This is a genomic window from Streptomyces sp. NPDC037421, assembly GCF_055602105.1.
The window spans coordinates 305,315-324,669 of record NZ_JBVJWV010000006.1 but is presented as its reverse complement, the minus strand read 5'-3'; the positions used below and the strand labels follow the sequence as shown (position 1 = coordinate 324,669).

General features: G+C 68.1%; 15 protein-coding genes and 1 tRNA gene. 14 read left to right on the top strand and 2 right to left on the bottom strand.

Features of this window, described 5'->3' with window-relative positions; translation table 11 throughout:
* Positions 1 to 69: 69 nt before the first annotated feature.
* From ACZ7IF_RS12590 to ACZ7IF_RS12575, 4 genes are read left to right on the top strand one after another with little or no spacing between them, the layout of a single operon-like run.
* Entirely contained in the window at positions 70 to 1,506 is a 1,437-nt protein-coding gene (locus ACZ7IF_RS12590; RefSeq protein ID WP_470968042.1) for a DHA2 family efflux MFS transporter permease subunit, read from the top strand.
* A gap of 20 nt (positions 1,507 to 1,526) precedes the next feature.
* The gene (locus ACZ7IF_RS12585) at positions 1,527 to 1,925 is read left to right on the top strand and encodes a DUF3291 domain-containing protein (RefSeq protein WP_470968037.1); all 399 of its coding nucleotides are present in this window, start codon (positions 1,527 to 1,529) and stop codon (positions 1,923 to 1,925) included.
* The gene (locus ACZ7IF_RS12580) at positions 1,926 to 3,026 is read left to right on the top strand and encodes a UDP-N-acetylmuramate dehydrogenase (RefSeq protein WP_470968034.1); all 1,101 of its coding nucleotides are present in this window, start codon (positions 1,926 to 1,928) and stop codon (positions 3,024 to 3,026) included.
* Position 3,027: 1 nt separating this feature from the next.
* Positions 3,028 to 3,480: a hypothetical protein gene (locus ACZ7IF_RS12575; RefSeq protein ID WP_470968030.1), complete on the top strand. Its 453-nt coding sequence runs from the start codon at positions 3,028 to 3,030 to the stop codon at positions 3,478 to 3,480.
* Here the strand turns inward: ACZ7IF_RS12575 and ACZ7IF_RS12570 are convergent.
* Together ACZ7IF_RS12570 and ACZ7IF_RS12565 are read right to left on the bottom strand one after the other, a co-directional pair.
* Complete coding sequence (locus tag ACZ7IF_RS12570; protein WP_470968025.1) at positions 3,434 to 4,453, bottom strand: adenosine deaminase; 1,020 nt, start codon at positions 4,451 to 4,453, stop codon at positions 3,434 to 3,436. The two genes, ACZ7IF_RS12575 and ACZ7IF_RS12570, sit on opposite strands and share 47 nt — an antisense overlap.
* A gap of 160 nt (positions 4,454 to 4,613) precedes the next feature.
* Entirely contained in the window at positions 4,614 to 5,840 is a 1,227-nt protein-coding gene (locus ACZ7IF_RS12565) for a pyridoxal phosphate-dependent aminotransferase (RefSeq protein WP_470968018.1), read from the bottom strand.
* A gap of 195 nt (positions 5,841 to 6,035) precedes the next feature.
* Here ACZ7IF_RS12565 and ACZ7IF_RS12560 point away from each other — a divergent pair.
* The 10 genes from ACZ7IF_RS12560 (at position 6,036) to ACZ7IF_RS12515 (ending at position 19,354) form a co-directional block, all read left to right on the top strand.
* Positions 6,036 to 6,108, top strand: a tRNA-Trp gene (locus ACZ7IF_RS12560).
* Positions 6,109 to 6,213: 105 nt separating this feature from the next.
* On the top strand, positions 6,214 to 6,495 hold the full coding sequence (gene secE, locus ACZ7IF_RS12555) for a preprotein translocase subunit SecE (protein WP_405979196.1): 282 nt from the start codon (positions 6,214 to 6,216) through the stop codon (positions 6,493 to 6,495).
* Positions 6,496 to 6,579: 84 nt separating this feature from the next.
* Positions 6,580 to 7,488, top strand: a complete 909-nt coding sequence (nusG, locus tag ACZ7IF_RS12550; protein WP_470968015.1) for a transcription termination/antitermination protein NusG — start codon at positions 6,580 to 6,582, stop codon at positions 7,486 to 7,488.
* Between the two features lie 167 nt (positions 7,489 to 7,655).
* Positions 7,656 to 8,090: a 50S ribosomal protein L11 gene (gene rplK, locus ACZ7IF_RS12545; protein ID WP_007265885.1), complete on the top strand. Its 435-nt coding sequence runs from the start codon at positions 7,656 to 7,658 to the stop codon at positions 8,088 to 8,090.
* 87 nt (positions 8,091 to 8,177) lie between these two features.
* Positions 8,178 to 8,906 carry a 50S ribosomal protein L1 gene (gene rplA / locus ACZ7IF_RS12540; protein WP_470968012.1) on the top strand — a complete coding sequence of 243 codons (729 nt, stop codon included), beginning with the start codon at positions 8,178 to 8,180 and terminating at the stop codon, positions 8,904 to 8,906.
* Between the two features lie 176 nt (positions 8,907 to 9,082).
* Complete coding sequence (locus ACZ7IF_RS12535) at positions 9,083 to 10,003, top strand: SCO4651 family lipoprotein (RefSeq protein WP_470968009.1); 921 nt, start codon at positions 9,083 to 9,085, stop codon at positions 10,001 to 10,003.
* Positions 10,004 to 10,285: 282 nt separating this feature from the next.
* The gene (gene rplJ / locus ACZ7IF_RS12530) at positions 10,286 to 10,816 is read left to right on the top strand and encodes a 50S ribosomal protein L10 (RefSeq protein ID WP_470968006.1); all 531 of its coding nucleotides are present in this window, start codon (positions 10,286 to 10,288) and stop codon (positions 10,814 to 10,816) included.
* Between the two features lie 110 nt (positions 10,817 to 10,926).
* The gene (rplL, locus tag ACZ7IF_RS12525) at positions 10,927 to 11,313 is read left to right on the top strand and encodes a 50S ribosomal protein L7/L12 (protein ID WP_470968001.1); all 387 of its coding nucleotides are present in this window, start codon (positions 10,927 to 10,929) and stop codon (positions 11,311 to 11,313) included.
* Between the two features lie 563 nt (positions 11,314 to 11,876).
* Positions 11,877 to 15,359: a DNA-directed RNA polymerase subunit beta gene (gene rpoB / locus ACZ7IF_RS12520; protein WP_470967996.1), complete on the top strand. Its 3,483-nt coding sequence runs from the start codon at positions 11,877 to 11,879 to the stop codon at positions 15,357 to 15,359.
* Between the two features lie 95 nt (positions 15,360 to 15,454).
* Positions 15,455 to 19,354 (top strand): DNA-directed RNA polymerase subunit beta', encoded by a 3,900-nt coding sequence (locus ACZ7IF_RS12515; protein WP_405979191.1) that lies wholly within the window; start codon positions 15,455 to 15,457, stop codon positions 19,352 to 19,354.
* Position 19,355 lies beyond the last annotated feature (1 nt).

The window sequence follows — 19,355 nt, the reverse complement described above, 5'->3', positions numbered from 1 at the left end:
GACGGCTCCGCCGTCTTTTTCTGCCCACGAAAGTTAGTCAGCAATAACTAACAATCCTCAGGGGGAACCGTGACCCAGCAAGCCGAGACGAAGCTCCGCGGGCCCGCCCGCTGGGCGCTCGTGCTCACCGGGGCCGCCAGTTTCATGGCGGCCCTCGACAACCTCGTCGTCACCACCGCCCTCCCCGCCATCCGCGCCGACCTCGGCGGCGGGCTGGAGGACCTGGAGTGGACGGTGAACGCCTACACGCTCACCTTCGCCGTCCTGCTGATGTTCGGCTCCGCCCTCGGTGACCGCTTCGGCCGGCGGCGGCTCTTCATCGCCGGTCTCGCCGTCTTCACCGCGGCCTCCGCGGCGGCCGCGCTCTCGCCCGGGATCGACCAGCTCATCGCCGCCCGCGCCGTCCAGGGCGTGGGCGCGGCGGTCATGATGCCGCTCAGCCTCACCCTGCTCACCGCCGCCGTTCCCGCCGCGCGGCGGGGGATGGCCCTGGGGATCTACGGAGCCGTGAGCGGGCTGGCCGTCGCCAGTGGCCCCCTCATCGGGGGCAGCCTCACCGAGCACATCTCCTGGCAGTGGATCTTCTGGCTCAACGTTCCCATCGGGCTCGCCGTGATCCCGCTCGCCCGCCTGCGCCTGGCGGAGTCCACCGCTCCGAACGCCCGTCTCGACCTGCCCGGCACCCTCCTCATCAGCGGCGGCCTCTTCGGCATCGTCTACGGCCTGGTCAACGCCAACGCCGACGGCTGGACCAGCGCCCCCGTCCTGACCGGCCTGATCGCGGGCGCAGCCCTCGTCGCGGGCTTCGTCCACCACGGCTTCCGGAGCGCGAACCCGATGCTCCCCATGCGGCTCTTCCGCAGCCGGGGCTTCTTCGGGATCAACTTCGCCAGCCTGCTGATGTACCTCGGCATGTTCGGGTCGATCTTCCTGCTCAGCCAGTTCCTCCAGGGGGTCGCCGGCTACTCGCCCACCGAGGCCGGCCTGCGCATGCTGCCCTGGACCGGGATGGGGATCCTCGTCGCGCCGATCGCGGGAATGCTGTCCGACCGGATCGGCGGCCGGCCCGTCGTCGTCGCGGGGCTGGCCCTGCAAGCGCTCGGGCTCGGCTGGTTCGCGGTGATCCTGAGCGCGGACGTCTCGTACGCCGCGCAGCTGCCCGCGCTCGTCCTGAGCGGGATCGGCATGTCGCTGTACTTCGCCCCCGCGAGCAACGTGCTCATGTCCACCGTGGCCCCCGCCGACCAGGGCAGGGCCTCCGGTACCAACAGCGCCCTGCGCGAGGTCGGCGGCGCCCTCGGGGTCGCGGTCCTGGCCTCCGTCTTCTCCGCCCGGGGCGGCTACGAGACCCCGCGGACCTTCACCGACGGCACCGTTCCCGCCCTGTGGATCGGCGCCGCCGCAGTGGCCACGGCCGCCGCCCTCGCCCTGCTCCTCCCGCGCAGCGCGAGGACCGCCCCCGCCGCCGTGCCGGAGCCGGTCCCCGCCCCCGCCCGCGTCGCCTGACCACAGAAGGAGACTCCGTCATGCCCGACATCCCGTGGCTCACGCCCACCCAGGCCGCCCCCGGGGCCGAGGTCTACGTCATGGCCTCCCGCTTCGAGACCGCCACCCTCCTCGGCGCCGTCAGGTTCTTCCTCAAGGCGCCCGGCATCATCGGCCAGATCCGCAAGGCCCCCGGCGCCCACGGCGCGGCCCTCCGGGCCCGCGTCCTCGGCCGGACCTTCCTCACCCTCTCCGCCTGGGAGGACCGGGACGCGCTCTACCGCTTCGCCCGCAGCGAGCCGCACCGCTCCAGCTCCCGCGCCGCCAGCGCGTACATGAAGGAATCCGCCTTCACCTTCTGGACCGTCCCGGCCTCCGAACTCCCCATCACCTGGGCCGAGGCCGAGCGCCGACTGGCGGAGCAGAAGCAGGGCTACTGAGTGCCCCGCCGGGATGCGAGGGGGACGGACCGTACTCTTGTCCACGTGCAGGAACTCCACGACGCCCCCCTCGCCCCGCTGACCACCTTCCGCCTCGGCGGCCCCGCGGCCCGGCTGGTCACCGCGACCACCGACGCCGAAGTGGTCGAAACCGTGCGCGCCGCGGACGAGAGCGGCACCCCGCTCCTGGTCATCGGCGGCGGCAGCAACCTGGTCATCGGAGACCAGGGCTTCGCCGGAACCGCCCTGCGCATCGCCACCACCGGCTTCACCCTCGACGGCACCACCCTGGAGCTCGCCGCCGGCGAGAACTGGAGCGACGCCGTCGCCCGCACCGTCGAGGCCGGGCTCGCCGGCATCGAGTGCCTCGCCGGGATCCCCGGCTCGGCCGGCGCCACCCCGATCCAGAACGTGGGCGCGTACGGCCAGGAGGTCTGCGACACGATCACCGAGGTCGTCGCCTACGACCGCACCACCGGCGAGACGGTCACCCTGACCGCCGCCGAGTGCGCCTTCCGGTACCGCAACAGCACCTTCAAGGACCAGCCCGACCGCTACGTCGTCCTGCGCGTGCGCTTCGCCCTGGAGGACGCGGGGGGCCTCTCCGCTCCGATCAAGTACCCCGAGACGGCCCGCGCCCTCGGCGTCGAGGCCGGCGACCGGGTCCCGGCCGCCCTCGCCCGCGAGACCGTACTGCGCCTGCGTGCGGGCAAGGGCATGGTCCTGGACCCCGCCGACCACGACACCTGGTCGGCCGGTTCCTTCTTCCACAACCCGATCCTGACCGACGAGGCCTACGCGGCCTTCCTGGCCCGCGCCCAGGACCGCCTCGGCGCCGACACCGCCCCGCCCGCCTACCCGGCCGGCGAGGGCCGTACGAAGACCAGCGCGGCCTGGCTGATCGACAAGGCCGGCTTCACCAAGGGCTACGGCAGCGGCCCCGCCCGCATCTCCACCAAGCACACCCTCGCCCTCACCAACCGGGGCGAGGCCACCACCGAGGACCTGCTGACCCTCGCCCGGGAGGTCGTCGCGGGCGTCCACGCGGCGTTCGGCGTCACCCTCGTCAACGAGCCGGTGACGGTCGGCGTCGACCTCTGACATGCACTGCCCCCTGCACGGGGCCGGTACGGACCCCACACGACTGGTGGGGCGCGAGATCCGCCGGGTCGTCGCGTCCTGGCACATCTGCGAAGGCGAGCGCTCCGAGGCGCCGCTCGACGTCTGGCTGATCGACAGCGTCGGCGACTGCACGCGCATCACCACGGGGTCCGACCAGTGCCTCATCGTCGAGTGCGCCGAGCCGCACGAGCCGTACGACCTGGGGGAATGGGGCCGGATCGAGGTCGGCGAGGACCTCGGCGAGCACCCCTTCCTGCGCCACCTCGGCCAGACCGTCGAATCGGTCGCCGAGTTCGCGCTGCCCGAGCAGGGGCGCACCCACCTGGAGATCGGCTTCCCCGACGGTCACCGGGTACGGGCCGACTGCCACGAGGGCGACCTGCGGCTCACCCGGCCAGCCAGTGCTCGATCCCGTCCAGCAGCTTCGCCTTGACCTCCTCCGGAGCGGCCGACCCGCGCACCGACTGACGGGCCAGCTCGGCGAGCTCCGCGTCCGTGAAGGCGTGGTGGCGGCGGGCGATCTCGTACTGGGCCGCGAGCCGCGACCCGAAGAGCAGCGGGTCGTCCGCGCCCAGCGCCATCGGCACCCCGGCCTCGAAGAGGGTGCGCAGCGGCACGTCCTCGGGGCGTTCGTAGACGCCGAGGGCGACGTTGGAGGCAGGGCAGACCTCGCAGGTGACCTGCCGGTCGGCGAGCCGCTTCAGCAGCCGGGGGTCCTCGGCGGCGCGTACGCCGTGCCCGATGCGGGAGGCGTGCAGGTCGTCGAGGCAGTCGCGGACGGAGGAGGGTCCGGTCAGCTCTCCGCCGTGCGGGGCCGCGAGCAGGCCGCCCTCACGGGCGATGGCGAAGGCGCGGTCGAAGTCGCGGGCCATGCCGCGGCGTTCGTCGTTGGAGAGGCCGAAGCCGACGATGCCGCGGTCGGCGTAGCGGACGGCGAGCCGGGCGAGGGTGCGGGCGTCGAGGGGGTGCTTCATGCGGTTCGCGGCGATCAGGACCCGCATGCCGAGGCCGGTCTCGCGGGAGGCGCTGTCGACGGCGTCGAGGATGACCTCGACGGCCGGGATCATCCCGCCGAGGAGGGGCGCGTAGGAGGTGGGGTCGACCTGGATCTCCAGCCAGCCGCTGCCGTCCCGCACGTCCTCCTCGGCCGCCTCGCGGACCAGCCGCTGGATGTCCTCGGGCTCGCGCAGGCAGTTGCGGGCGGCGTCGTAGAGCCGCTGGAAGCGGAACCAGCCGCGCTCGTCGGTGGCCCGCAGCTTGGGCGGCTCCCCGGCGGTCAGGGCGTCGGGGAGGCGGACGCCGTACTTGTCGGCGAGCTCCAGCAGGGTCGACGGGCGCATCGAGCCCGTGAAGTGCAGGTGGAGGTGGGCCTTCGGCAGAAGCGTGAGATCGCGTACGTGCTCCATCTGGTGATCCTGCCGCATCGGTCACCCGATTGGCAGCGGATTACCTGAACGGGACGTTGCCCGAACATGAATCTGACGCGGGCGGGAGTGGGGCCGGGAACGCCGGAGCGGCGCCACCCCTCGGGGTGACGCCGCTCCGTACCGCGGAACCGCCGGAGGCCTAGGCCTTGGCCTCCGCGAGGAGCTTCTGGATGCGGGACACGCCCTCGACCAGGTCCTCGTCGCCCAGGGCGTAGGACAGGCGCAGGTAGCCGGGGGTGCCGAAGGCCTCGCCCGGGACGACCGCGACCTCGACCTCGTCGAGGATCAGCGCGGCGAGCTCGACGGAGTCCTGCGGGCGCTTGCCGCGGATCTCCTTGCCGAGCAGCTCCTTGACCGACGGGTACGCGTAGAACGCGCCCTCGGGGGTCGGGCAGAAGACGCCGTCGATCTCGTTGAGCATCTTCACCATCGTCTGGCGGCGGCGGTCGAAGGCCTTGCGCATCTCGGCGACGGCGTCCAGGTCGCCCGAGACGGCGGCCAGCGCGGCGACCTGGGCCACGTTGGAGACGTTGGAGGTGGCGTGCGACTGGAGGTTGGTCGCGGCCTTGATGACGTCCTGCGGGGCGATGACCCAGCCCACGCGCCAGCCGGTCATGGCGTACGTCTTGGCGACGCCGTTGACGATGATGCACTTGTCGCGCAGGGCCGGGACCAGCACGGGCAGCGAGGTGAACTTCGCGTCGCCGTAGACCAGGTGCTCGTAGATCTCGTCCGTGAGGACCCACAGGCCGTGCTCGGCGGCCCACTCGCCGATCGCCTTGGCGTCCGCCTCGCTGTAGACCGCGCCGGTCGGGTTGGAGGGGGAGACGAACAGGACGACCTTGGTGCGCTCGGTGCGGGCGGCCTCCAGCTGCTCGACGGAGACGCGGTAGCCGGTGGTCTCGTCGGCGACGACCTCGACCGGGACACCGCCGGCGAGGCGGATCGACTCCGGGTAGGTGGTCCAGTACGGGGCGGGGACGATGACCTCGTCGCCCGGGTCGAGGATCGCCGCGAAGGCCTCGTAGATGGCCTGCTTGCCGCCGTTGGTCACCAGGACCTGGGAGGCGTCGACCTCGTAGCCGGAGTCGCGCAGCGTCTTGGCGGCGATGGCCTTCTTCAGCTCGGGGAGGCCGCCGGCCGGGGTGTAGCGGTGGAACCGGGGGTCGCGGCAGGCCTCGACCGCCGCCTCGACGATGTAGGCCGGCGTCGGGAAGTCGGGCTCGCCCGCGCCGAAGCCGATCACCGGGCGCCCGGCGGCCTTGAGGGCCTTGGCCTTGGCGTCGACGGCGAGGGTGGCGGACTCGGAAATGGCGCCGATGCGGGCAGACACCCGGCGCTCGGAGGAAGGCGTTGCAGAGGTCATGGGGCCAATCGTCCCAGACGGCCGAGAGGGCCCGCACACCGTTTCAGTCACCGGACGGAGCAGATCCGGATGTCTTCTGTTCGACGTCACGGCCCGGACCACGTACACTCACCTGTCGTTGGTCCTCAACAGCCGCCCCAGAGCGTGAGCACTCCGTGCACTCGCCCGGATGCGGTAGGTTGGGGGACGCAACAAAGGGTCGTAGCTCAATTGGTAGAGCACTGGTCTCCAAAACCAGCGGTTGGGGGTTCGAGTCCCTCCGGCCCTGCTCCACACTCCTTCTCGGATGTGTGCGCAGGTACGTACTTCGATGCAACGCCGTGCGGCGCAACCGGGCGCGGCTACGGCCACGACCCGGATTCAGGTGAGAGACGTGACGGACGCCCTGGGCTCCATCGACATGCCTGACGCCGACAGCGACACTCGCGAGAAGAAGGCCCGCAAGGGCGGCAAGCGCGGAAAGAAGGGCCCCTTCGGGCGCCTCGCGCTGTTCTACCGCCAGATCGTCGCGGAACTCCGCAAGGTCGTATGGCCCACCCGCAACCAGCTCACGACGTACACCACCGTGGTGATTGTCTTCGTCGTCATCATGATCGGTCTGGTGACCGTGATTGACTATGGGTTCCAGGAAGCCATCAAGTTCGTCTTCGGCTGATCCCCGCGGAGGGCGGCGCCTTGATGGGTGCCGCCTTTTTTCGCATGTTCGACCACCTTTTGTATCCAGGAAGAAGCAGCCACCGTGTCTGACCCGAACCTGAACGCGAGCCACGACTCCGTCGAGTCCGTCGAGGACCAGCTCGACATCGTCGAGGCGGCGGACGCTGTGGACCCCGACGAGGTCGAGCTCGCCGACGCCGAGGCCGGCATTGCCGCCGAGGAAGCCGCGCTGCACGTCGAGGACGAGGTCGACGCCGAGGCTGACACCGACGAGTTCGCCGACGAGGACGCCGAGGACGAGGGCGACATCGAGGCCGAGGCCGACGCCGACGTCGAGATCGAGGACGCCGAGGAGGCCGAGCCCGCCGAGCCCGTCGACCCCATCCAGGCCCTGCGCGACGAACTGCGCCTGCTGCCCGGCGAGTGGTACGTGATCCACACCTACGCGGGCTACGAGAAGCGCGTGAAGGCCAACCTGGAGCAGCGCGCCGTCTCGCTGAACGTCGAGGAGTTCATCTACCAGGCCGAGGTGCCCGAGGAAGAGATCGTCCAGATCAAGAACGGCGAGCGCAAGAACGTCCGGCAGAACAAGCTGCCCGGTTACGTTCTCGTCCGCATGGATCTGACGAACGAGTCCTGGGGCGTCGTCCGCAACACCCCGGGTGTCACCGGCTTCGTCGGCAACGCGTACGACCCGTACCCGCTGACCCTCGACGAGATCGTCAAGATGCTCGCCCCCGAGGCGCAGGAGAAGGCCGCCAAGCAGGCCGCCGAAGAGGCCGGCCTGCCCGCGCCCGCCGTCAAGCGCACCATCGAGGTCCTGGACTTCGAGGTCGGCGACTCGGTCACCGTCACCGACGGCCCGTTCGCCACGCTCCAGGCGACGATCAACGAGATCAACCCGGACTCGAAGAAGGTCAAGGGCCTCGTCGAGATCTTCGGCCGCGAGACCCCGGTCGAGCTCAGCTTCGACCAGATCCAGAAGAACTGATCTTCCGGATTCAAAGCTTCCGAACCAGGTCAGACCAGCCCGTAAAGGGCGGTCTGACCTGCTCGGTTTTTAGCCCCGCGCCCATACCCGTTATCGTGGTGCGGTATGCCTCCATCCGGATGACCGGACGGACGGCTGAAAACTCTCACTAGGACCCGGAGAGAGCAATGCCTCCCAAGAAGAAGAAGGTCACGGGGCTTATCAAGCTCCAGATCAAGGCCGGTGCGGCCAACCCGGCTCCGCCGGTCGGCCCCGCGCTCGGTCAGCACGGCGTCAACATCATGGAGTTCTGCAAGGCCTACAACGCCGCGACCGAGTCGCAGCGTGGCATGGTCGTGCCGGTGGAGATCACGGTCTACGAGGACCGCTCCTTCACCTTCATCACCAAGACGCCGCCGGCCGCGCGCCTCATCCTGAAGAGCGCCGGCATCGAGAAGGGCTCTGGCGAGCCGCACAAGACCAAGGTCGCGAAGCTCACGCGTGACCAGGTCCGCGAGATCGCCACGATCAAGATGCCCGACCTCAACGCGAACGACATCGACGCCGCCGAGAAGATCATCGCCGGCACCGCCCGTTCGATGGGTATCACGGTCGAGGGCTGATCCAGCCCCTCGCAGTTCCCCAGTGGTAGGGCCAAGCGCTGGTCCGTACCACGACTCCATGCCTGAAGCACTTACACAGGAGCAGAAGTGAAGCGCAGCAAGACTCTCCGCGCTGCGGACGCCAAGGTCGACCGGGAGAAGCTCTACGCTCCCCTCGAGGCCGTCCGTCTCGCCAAGGACACCAGCACCACCAAGTTCGACGCCACCGTCGAGGTTGCCTTCCGCCTGGGTGTCGACCCGCGCAAGGCCGACCAGATGGTCCGCGGCACCGTGAACCTCCCGCACGGCACCGGCAAGACCGCCCGGGTCCTGGTCTTCGCGACCGGTGACCGTGCTGCGGCCGCGGAAGCCGCCGGCGCCGACATCGTCGGCGACGACGAGCTGATCAACGAGATCGCCAAGGGCAACCGCCTCAACGAGTTCGACGCCGTTGTGGCCACCCCGGACCTCATGGGCAAGGTCGGCCGCCTCGGCCGCGTGCTCGGTCCGCGTGGTCTGATGCCGAACCCGAAGACCGGCACCGTCACCATGGACGTCGCGAAGGCTGTCACCGAGATCAAGGGTGGCAAGATCGAGTTCCGCGTCGACAAGCACTCGAACCTGCACTTCATCATCGGCAAGGTCTCCTTCTCCGATGAGCAGCTGGTCGAGAACTACGGCGCGGCCCTGGACGAGATCATCCGTCTGAAGCCGTCCGCCGCCAAGGGCCGCTACATCAAGAAGGCCGCCCTGAGCACCACGATGGGCCCCGGCATCCAGCTGGACTCCAACCGCACCCGGAACCTCCTCGTCGAGGAAGACCCGGCTGCTGTCTGAGCCTCACGGCTCGCCTGAGTGGCTGAACGGGCCCCTCGCTCCCTCGGGAGCGGGGGGCCCGTTTCCGTGCGTCCCGTGGCCGGGACGCGTCCGGTGAGCGGTATCTCGGGAGCGCTCACCGTGCGCTGCCCCGTATGGTCATACGGCTATCGATCAACACCAGGGGTGGGGACTCCATGCTGACGCACCGCAAGAAGACCGCAGGCGCCGCGCTGGCCGCCGTACTGCTCGTGGGCGGGGCCACGACGGCGTGCGAGGACGGGAAGAAGGCGGAGGGCGGCAAGGCGGCTTCCGCGCCGTCCGCGCAGGCCTCCCCGTCGGCCGCGGCCTCCCCGGCCGCGAAGGGGGCCGCGGACGCGACCCCTGCCGCGTTCCTGCAGAAGACCAGGAAGAAGTCCGAGGAGATCACCTCCCTGCGCTACAGCATGTCCGGGACCGTCGCGGGCCAGCAGGTCTCCGTGGAGACCTCCATGCGGCTCAAGCCGTCCGCGGCGATGTCGATGAAGACGAGCTCCCAGGGCGGCGCAGAGTCCGGCACCGTGGAGATCCGGCTGATCGACGGGACCATGTACCTGGGCTCCGAGGGCACGTGGCTGAAGTTCGACACGAAGGCCCTCGACCCGGCGACGGCGAAGAAGATGGAGACCGCGCGGGGCGGTGCCAACAGCTCCGGCGAGAACCCGGGGGACCGGGCCGACCAGCTGATGGGCGCCAAGGACCTCAAGACCGTCGGTGAGGAGACCGTCGACGGCGTGAAGACCACGCACGTCTCCGGGACCGTCACGACGGAGCAGATGCGCGCCGGCATCGCGACGACCGCCACTCCGGAGGCCAAGGAGCGCCAGGAGAAGAGCGTCAAGCAGCTGGAGGGCGAGGGCATCAAGAGCCTCAACGTCGACATGTGGGTCGACGAGTCGGGCCACACCAAGCAGGTCCGCACCCGCGGTGAGGGCACCAAGGGCCCGATGGACACGACGATCAAGTTCCTGGACTACAACAAGCCGGTCGAGGTCACCGCCCCGCCGGCCGACCAGGTCGTGGACCTCGCCGAGATGATGAAGCGCTCCGGCTCCGGCCCCGGCACCCAGCAGGGCTGACCGGGCAGAACCCGTGGAGCGGATCCGCCGTACGGGCGGATTTGCTCTGCAACGGATGGTTCGCGTACGCTTCCCCGGAAGCCAAAGACCGCTGGTCGTTGCCGTGCCTGTAAGGGTGCGGTGGCCGAAGGATCCGCTGAGTGCGGACGACCCGCGCAGGTGACTGTGGAAGGTTCCCGGAAGTCATTCCGGTTGAGCCACGCCCTGGCGCCTGCGCCGGGGCGTTTCGTTTTTCAGCCCCTTCTGAGCGGTCCTCATCACCCGGAAGGAGGCGAACGCACCATGCCGACGCCCAACAAGGCTGCATCGGTAGCCGAGCTCAAGGACGCGTTCCAGAGCTCGAACGCCGCCGTGCTGACCGAGTACCGGGGTCTCACCGTCGCGCAGCTCAAGACGCTGCGTCGCTCCCTTGGTGAGAACGCCCAGTACGCCGTGGTGAAGAACACGCTGACCAAGATTGCGGCCAACCAGGCCGGGATCACCGCGCTGGACGAGCACTTCGCTGGTCCGACCGCGGTCGCCTTCATCACCGGTGACCCGGTGGAGTCGGCGAAGAGCCTGCGTGACTTCGCCAAGGAAAACCCCAACCTGATCATCAAGGCGGGTGTCCTTGATGGTAAGGCGCTCTCCGCCGATGACATCAAGAAGCTTGCGGACCTCGAGTCCCGCGAGGTTCTGCTCAGCAAGCTGGCCGGCGCGTTCAAGGGCAAGCAGACCCAGGCTGCTCAGCTCTTCCAGGCGCTGCCGACGAAGCTCGTCCGCACCGTGGACGCGCTCCGTGCCAAGCAGGCCGAGCAGGGCGGTGCCGAGTAATTCGGCTCGCGCACTGATCCACGCCGCCTAGTGCGTGGGTCGTAGCGGGCCGCTACGCCCGCCTCTCTATACATCCGGCACCTGCCGAATTAGTGGAAGGATCGCCCATCATGGCGAAGCTCTCTCAGGAAGACCTGCTCGCTCAGTTCGAGGAGATGACCCTCATCGAGCTCTCCGAGTTCGTCTCCGCGTTCGAGGAGAAGTTCGACGTCAAGGCCGCCGCGGCCGTCGCCGTTGCCGCCCCGGGTGCCCCGGGCGCCGGTGCCGTCGCCGAGGTCGAGGAGAAGGACGAGTTCGACGTCATCCTCACCGGCGCCGGCGACAAGAAGATCCAGGTCATCAAGGTCGTGCGCGAGCTGACCTCCCTGGGTCTGAAGGAGGCCAAGGACCTCGTCGACGGCACCCCGAAGCCGGTCCTCGAGAAGGTCAACAAGGAGGCCGCTGACAAGGCCGCCGAGGCCCTCAAGGCTGCCGGTGCGGCCGTCGAGGTCAAGTAACACCTCTGAGGCCGCCTGACGGCCTCTGCGAAGGGCGATCACCCGTAAGGGTGGTCGCCCTTTGGCGTACCCGCAGTGCCTGACTTGCCCTCGTCTCGTTGGGGAGTAGGGTGATCTTCGTTGTCCCGAAGCAGGGTCCGGAGATGATCCGCTCGGAGCACGGGGCCTTGACGAACGGCCAGCGGCGCGCAATTCTCAGTCCCGTCGTGAGGTCGGCCAGCTCGATCCGGGATCCGAGGCATGGATCGACTACGAAGAGGGCAGTACTGATACGCGCTCTGTGTACGAGAGCCCGCAGCGTGTTGGTTGAACAACGTAGGGAAGGGCCTGTTGCCGGTTTCCGGAAACCTGGTCTGGACATCAGTGAGCCGAGTGGCTACACTGACCCTTTGCGCTGCCTGTTAGCTGTCCCCTGCCCGTCGCCAGGGGCATGCCCACGCTCGAGCACATCTGACTGACCGCCTCTGACCTGGTCTTTTGGCCAGATCGGAAGCACCTTGTCTTCTGTGTCGGCTGGGACCGGTACGCGCGTAGTGAGTCCGAGCCCTCGGAAGGACCCCCTCTTGGCCGCCTCGCGCAACGCCTCGACCAATACGAACAACGGTGCCAGCACCGCCCCGCTGCGCATCTCCTTTGCAAAGATCAAGGAGCCCCTCGAGGTTCCGAACCTCCTGGCGCTGCAGACCGAGAGCTTTGACTGGCTGCTCGGCAACGCCGCCTGGAAGTCCCGCGTCGAGTCGGCGCTTGAGAGTGGACAGGACGTCCCCACCAAGTCCGGTCTGGAAGAGATCTTCGAGGAGATCTCGCCGATCGAGGACTTCTCCGGGTCGATGTCGCTGACGTTCCGCGACCACCGGTTCGAGCCGGCGAAGAACTCCGTCGACGAGTGCAAGGAGCGCGACTTCACGTACGCGGCGCCGCTCTTCGTCACGGCCGAGTTCACGAACAACGAGACCGGTGAGATCAAGTCTCAGACGGTCTTCATGGGCGACTTCCCGCTCATGACCAACAAGGGCACCTTCGTCATCAACGGCACCGAGCGCGTCGTCGTGTCGCAGCTCGTCCGTTCCCCGGGTGTCTACTTCGACTCCTCCATCGACAAGACGTCCGACAAGGACATCTTCTCCGCCAAGATCATCCCGTCCCGGGGTGCCTGGCTGGAGATGGAGGTCGACAAGCGCGACATGGTCGGCGTCCGCATCGACCGCAAGCGCAAGCAGTCCGTCACCGTCCTCCTCAAGGCCCTCGGCTGGACCACCGAGCAGATCCTCGAGGAGTTCGGCGAGTACGAGTCCATGCGCGCCACCCTGGAGAAGGACCACACCCAGGGCCAGGACGACGCGCTGCTCGACATCTACCGCAAGCTGCGCCCGGGCGAGCCGCCGACCCGCGAGGCCGCTCAGACGCTGCTCGAGAACCTCTACTTCAACCCGAAGCGCTACGACCTCGCGAAGGTCGGCCGCTACAAGGTGAACAAGAAGCTCGGCGCCGACGAGCCGCTCGACGCCGGTGTGCTCACCACCGACGACGTCATCGCGACGATCAAGTACCTCGTCAAGCTCCACGCGGGCGAGACCGAGACCATCGGTGAGTCGGGCCGTTCGATCGTCGTCGAGACCGACGACATCGACCACTTCGGCAACCGTCGTCTGCGCAACGTCGGCGAGCTCATCCAGAACCAGGTCCGCACGGGTCTGGCTCGTATGGAGCGCGTCGTGCGCGAGCGCATGACCACCCAGGACGTCGAGGCGATCACGCCGCAGACCCTGATCAACATCCGGCCGGTCGTCGCCTCCATCAAGGAGTTCTTCGGCACCAGCCAGCTGTCGCAGTTCATGGACCAGAACAACCCGCTGTCGGGTCTGACGCACAAGCGTCGTCTCTCGGCTCTGGGTCCCGGCGGTCTCTCCCGTGAGCGGGCCGGCTTCGAGGTCCGTGACGTGCACCCGTCGCACTACGGCCGCATGTGTCCGATCGAGACCCCCGAAGGCCCGAACATCGGTCTGATCGGCTCGCTCGCGTCCTACGGCCGCGTCAACGCGTTCGGTTTCATCGAGACCCCGTACCGCAAGGTCGTCGACGGCCAGGTCACCGACGAGGTCGACTACGTCACCGCCGACGAGGAAGACCGCTTCGTCATCGCCCAGGCGAACGCACGCCTGGACGACGAGCTGCGCTTCACCGAGGGTCGCGTCCTGGTCCGCAAGCGTGGCGGCGAGGTCGACTACGTCGAGCCGTCCGACGTGGACTACATGGACGTCTCGCCGCGCCAGATGGTGTCCGTCGCCACCGCGATGATCCCCTTCCTCGAGCACGACGACGCCAACCGCGCCCTCATGGGCGCGAACATGATGCGCCAGGCCGTTCCGCTCATCAAGGCGGAGGCCCCGCTCGTCGGCACCGGCATGGAGTACCGCTGTGCGGTCGACGCCGGCGACTCGATCAAGGCGGAGAAGGACGGTGTCGTCCAGGAGGTCTCGGCCGACTACATCACCGTCGCCAACGACGACGGCACGTACACCACGTACCGCGTCGCCAAGTTCTCCCGCTCGAACCAGGGCACCTCGGTCAACCAGAAGGTCATCGTCAACGAGGGTGACCGGATCATCGAGGCCCAGGTCCTCGCCGACGGTCCGGCGACCGAAGAGGGCGAGATGGCCCTCGGCAAGAACCTGCTCGTCGCGTTCATGCCGTGGGAAGGCCACAACTACGAGGACGCGATCATCCTGTCGCAGCGCCTCGTGCAGGACGACGTCCTCTCCTCGATCCACATCGAGGAGCACGAGGTCGACGCCCGTGACACCAAGCTGGGCCCCGAGGAGATCACCCGGGACATCCCGAACGTCTCCGAGGAGGTCCTCGCCGACCTCGACGAGCGCGGCATCATCCGCATCGGTGCGGACGTCGTCGCCGGCGACATCCTGGTCGGCAAGGTCACGCCCAAGGGCGAGACCGAGCTGACCCCCGAGGAGCGCCTGCTCCGCGCGATCTTCGGTGAGAAGGCCCGCGAGGTGCGTGACACCTCGCTCAAGGTTCCTCACGGTGAGATCGGCAAGGTCATCGGTGTCCGCGTCTTCGACCGCGAGGAGGGCGACGAGCTTCCTCCGGGCGTGAACCAGCTGGTCCGCGTCTACGTCGCCCAGAAGCGCAAGATCACCGACGGTGACAAGCTCGCCGGCCGCCACGGCAACAAGGGTGTCATCTCCAAGATCCTTCCGATCGAGGACATGCCCTTCCTCGAGGACGGCACGCCGGTCGACATCATCCTGAACCCGCTGGGTGTCCCGTCCCGAATGAACCCGGGACAGGTCCTGGAGATCCACCTCGGCTGGCTCGCCAGCCGCGGCTGGGACGTCTCCGGCCTCGCGGACGAGTGGGCGCAGCGCCTCCAGGCGATCGGCGCCGACCAGGTCGCCCCCGGCACCAACGTCGCCACCCCCGTCTTCGACGGTGCGCGTGAGGACGAGCTGGCCGGCCTGCTCCAGCACACGATCCCGAACCGCGACGGCGAGCGCATGGTGCTCCCGACCGGTAAGGCGCGTCTGTTCGACGGCCGCTCCGGCGAGCCGTTCCCGGACCCGATCTCGGTCGGGTACATGTACATCCTCAAGCTGCACCACCTGGTCGACGACAAGCTCCACGCCCGTTCGACCGGTCCGTACTCGATGATCACGCAGCAGCCGCTGGGTGGTAAGGCGCAGTTCGGTGGTCAGCGATTCGGTGAGATGGAGGTGTGGGCGCTTGAGGCATACGGCGCCGCTTACGCGCTCCAGGAACTCCTGACGATCAAGTCCGACGACGTGACCGGCCGCGTGAAGGTCTACGAGGCCATCGTCAAGGGCGAGAACATCCCCGAGCCGGGCATTCCCGAGTCCTTCAAGGTGCTCATCAAGGAAATGCAGTCGCTCTGCCTCAACGTGGAGGTGCTGTCCTCGGACGGCATGTCCATCGAGATGCGCGACACCGACGAGGACGTCTTCCGCGCGGCGGAGGAGCTCGGTATCGACCTGTCCCGGCGCGAGCCGAGCAGCGTCGAAGAGGTCTGACGGGCCTGACGGGGGCTCCTCACGGAGCCCCCGTCGCCCCCGGGACCGTTCAGACCATGATTGAGACTCGACCCCGAAAGAGGGATTGACGCACAGTGCTCGACGTCAACTTCTTCGACGAGCTGCGGATCGGCCTTGCCACCGCGGACGACATCCGAACCTGGTCACACGGCGAGGTCAAGAAGCCGGAGACCATCAACTACCGCACCCTCAAGCCCGAGAAGGACGGACTCTTCTGCGAGAAGATCTTCGGTCCTACCCGGGACTGGGAGTGCTACTGCGGCAAGTACAAGCGTGTCCGCTTCAAGGGCATCATCTGTGAGCGTTGTGGCGTCGAGGTCACGCGCGCCAAGGTGCGTCGTGAGCGCATGGGCCACATCGAGCTCGCCGCTCCCGTCACCCACATCTGGTACTTCAAGGGCGTCCCGTCGCGCCTGGGCTACCTGCTGGACCTCGCGCCGAAGGACCTCGAGAAGGTCATCTACTTCGCCGCGTACATGATCACGTTCGTCGACGACGAGCGCCGTCAGCGCGACCTGCCGTCGCTGGAGGCCCACGTCTCCGTCGAGCGCCAGCAGATCGAGAACCGCCGCGACGCGGACCTCGAAGGCCGTGCCAAGAAGCTCGAGAGCGACCTGGGCGAGCTCGAGGCCGAGGGCGCCAAGGCCGACGTGCGCCGCAAGGTGCGCGAAGGCGCCGAGCGCGAGATGAAGCAGCTCCGCGACCGCGCCCAGCGCGAGATCGACCGCCTCGACGAGGTGTGGAACCGCTTCAAGAACCTCAAGGTCCAGGACCTGGAGGGCGACGAGCTCCTCTACCGCGAGCTGCGTGACCGCTTCGGCACGTACTTCGACGGTTCCATGGGTGCGGCTGCTCTGCAGAAGCGCCTGGAGTCCTTCGACCTCGAGGAGGAGGCCGAGCGCCTCCGCGAGATCATCCGTACCGGCAAGGGCCAGAAGAAGACCCGTGCGCTCAAGCGCCTCAAGGTCGTCTCCGCGTTCCTGCAGACCAGCAACAGCCCCAAGGGCATGGTTCTGGACTGCGTCCCGGTCATCCCGCCGGACCTGCGTCCGATGGTGCAGCTGGACGGTGGCCGCTTCGCGACCTCCGACCTGAACGACCTGTACCGCCGCGTGATCAACCGCAACAACCGCCTGAAGCGCCTTCTCGACCTCGGTGCCCCCGAGATCATCGTGAACAACGAGAAGCGCATGCTCCAGGAGGCGGTCGACGCCCTCTTCGACAACGGCCGTCGTGGTCGCCCGGTGACGGGCCCCGGCAACCGTCCGCTGAAGTCCCTCAGCGACATGCTGAAGGGCAAGCAGGGTCGATTCCGTCAGAACCTTCTCGGTAAGCGTGTGGACTACTCCGCGCGTTCCGTGATCGTCGTCGGTCCGCAGCTGAAGCTGCACCAGTGTGGTCTGCCCAAGGCCATGGCGCTGGAGCTCTTCAAGCCGTTCGTGATGAAGCGCCTGGTCGACCTGAACCACGCGCAGAACATCAAGAGCGCGAAGCGCATGGTCGAGCGCGGCCGCACGGTCGTGTACGACGTGCTCGAAGAGGTCATCGCCGAGCACCCGGTGCTGCTGAACCGTGCGCCCACGCTGCACCGTCTCGGCATCCAGGCCTTCGAGCCCCAGCTGGTCGAAGGCAAGGCCATCCAGATCCACCCGCTCGTCTGCACCGCGTTCAACGCGGACTTCGACGGTGACCAGATGGCCGTCCACCTGCCGCTCTCCGCGGAGGCGCAGGCCGAGGCCCGCATCCTGATGCTGTCCTCGAACAACATCCTCAAGCCGGCCGACGGCCGTCCGGTCACGATGCCGACGCAGGACATGGTCCTGGGTCTGTTCTTCCTGACCACCGACGGTGAGCTCCGTGACGTCAAGGGCGAGGGCCGCGCGTTCGGCTCGACCGCCGAGGCGATCATGGCGTTCGACGCCGGCGAGCTCGCGCTGCAGTCGTCCGTCGACATCCGCTTCCCGGTGGGCACCATCCCGCCGCGCGGCTGGGTGGCGCCGGTCGCCGAGGAGGGCGAGCAGGAGTTCCAGCCGGGCGACAGCTTCCGTCTGAAGACGACCCTGGGTCGCGCGCTCTTCAACGAGCTGCTGCCCGAGGACTACCCGTTCGTCGACTACTCGGTGGGCAAGAAGCAGCTCTCCGAGATCGTCAACGACCTGGCGGAGCGCTACCCCAAGGTCATCGTGGCGGCGACGCTCGACAACCTGAAGGCGGCCGGCTTCCACTGGGCGACCCGTTCGGGCGTCACCGTGGCCATCTCCGACGTCGTCGTGCCCGAGGCCAAGAAGGCCATCGTCGCGGGCTACGAGGCGCAGGACGAGAAGGTCCAGAAGCAGTACGAGCGCGGTCTGATCACCAAGGACGAGCGCACGCAGGAGCTCATCGCGATCTGGACCAAGGCGACCAACGAGGTTGCCGAGGCGATGAACGCGAACTTCCCCAAGACGAACCCCATCTTCATGATGGTTGACTCGGGTGCCCGAGGAAACATGATGCAGATGCGACAGATCGCCGGTATGCGTGGTCTGGTGTCGAACGCGAAGAACGAGACCATCCCGCGTCCGATCAAGGCGTCCTTCCGTGAGGGCCTCACCGTTCTGGAGTACTTCATCTCCACGCACGGTGCCCGTAAGGGTCTGGCGGACACCGCCCTGCGTACCGCCGACTCGGGTTACCTCACCCGTCGTCTGGTGGACGTCTCGCAGGACGTCATCATCCGCGAGGAGGACTGCGGCACCGAGCGCGGCCTCAAGCTCAAGATCGGTGTCAAGGACGAGGCGGGTGTCCTCCGCAAGGCGGACGACGTCGAGACCTCCGTGTACGCCCGCATGCTGGCCGAGGACGTCGTCATCGACGGCAAGGTCATCGCGCCGGCGAACGTGGACCTCGGCGACGTGCTCATCGACGCCCTCATCGCGAACGGCGTCGAGGAGGTCAAGACCCGCTCGGTCCTGACCTGCGAGTCCGCGGTCGGCACCTGTGCCTTCTGCTACGGCCGCTCGCTGGCCACCGGCAAGCTCGTCGACATCGGCGAGGCGGTCGGCATCATCGCCGCCCAGTCCATCGGTGAGCCCGGTACCCAGCTGACGATGCGTACCTTCCACACCGGTGGTGTGGCCGGTGACGACATCACGCAGGGTCTGCCGCGTGTCGTCGAGCTCTTCGAGGCCCGTACCCCGAAGGGTGTCGCCCCGATCTCCGAGGCCGCCGGCCGCGTGCGGATCGAGGAGACCGAGAAGACGAAGAAGATCGTCATCACGCCCGACGACGGCAGCGAGGAGACGGCCTTCCCGATCTCCAAGCGCGCCAAGGTCATCGTGCACGAGGGCGACCACGTCGAGGTGGGCCAGAAGCTCACCATGGGTGCCACCAACCCGCACGACGTGCTGCGCATCCTCGGCCAGCGTGCCGTCCAGGTCCACCTGGTCGGCGAAGTCCAGAAGGTCTACAACTCGCAGGGCGTGTCGATCCACGACAAGCACATCGAGATCATCATCCGGCAGATGCTGCGCCGCGTGACGATCATCGAGTCCGGCGACGCGGAGCTCCTGCCGGGCGAGCTCGTCGAGCGCTCGAAGTTCGAGACCGAGAACCGTCGTGTGGTCACCGAGGGCGGTCACCCCGCCTCCGGCCGTCCGCAGCTGATGGGTATCACCAAGGCCTCGCTGGCGACGGAATCCTGGCTGTCGGCCGCCTCCTTCCAGGAGACGACCCGAGTCCTGACGGACGCGGCGATCAACGCCAAGTCCGACAGCCTCATCGGCCTCAAGGAGAACGTCATCATCGGTAAGCTCATCCCGGCCGGTACGGGTCTGTCCCGCTACCGCAACATCCGGGTCGAGCCCACCGAGGAGGCCAAGGCCGCGATGTACTCGGCCGTCGGCTACGACGACATCGACTACTCGCCCTTCGGCACCGGCTCCGGCCAGGCTGTCCCGCTGGAGGACTACGACTACGGCCCGTACAACGGCTGAC

Bases quoted from the DNA above. Each gene is read 5' to 3' on its own strand.
- ACZ7IF_RS12585 (WP_470968037.1), top strand. From the start codon at position 1,527: ATGCCCGACATCCCGTGGCTCACGCCCACCCAGGCCGCCCCCGGGGCC.
- ACZ7IF_RS12575 (WP_470968030.1), top strand. From the start codon at position 3,028: ATGCACTGCCCCCTGCACGGGGCCGGTACGGACCCCACACGACTGGTG.
- ACZ7IF_RS12570 (WP_470968025.1), bottom strand. From the start codon at position 4,453: ATGGAGCACGTACGCGATCTCACGCTTCTGCCGAAGGCCCACCTCCAC.
- ACZ7IF_RS12565 (WP_470968018.1), bottom strand. From the start codon at position 5,840: ATGACCTCTGCAACGCCTTCCTCCGAGCGCCGGGTGTCTGCCCGCATC.
- rplK (WP_007265885.1), top strand. From the start codon at position 7,656: ATGCCTCCCAAGAAGAAGAAGGTCACGGGGCTTATCAAGCTCCAGATC.
- ACZ7IF_RS12535 (WP_470968009.1), top strand. From the start codon at position 9,083: ATGCTGACGCACCGCAAGAAGACCGCAGGCGCCGCGCTGGCCGCCGTA.
- rplJ (WP_470968006.1), top strand. From the start codon at position 10,286: ATGCCGACGCCCAACAAGGCTGCATCGGTAGCCGAGCTCAAGGACGCG.
- rplL (WP_470968001.1), top strand. From the start codon at position 10,927: ATGGCGAAGCTCTCTCAGGAAGACCTGCTCGCTCAGTTCGAGGAGATG.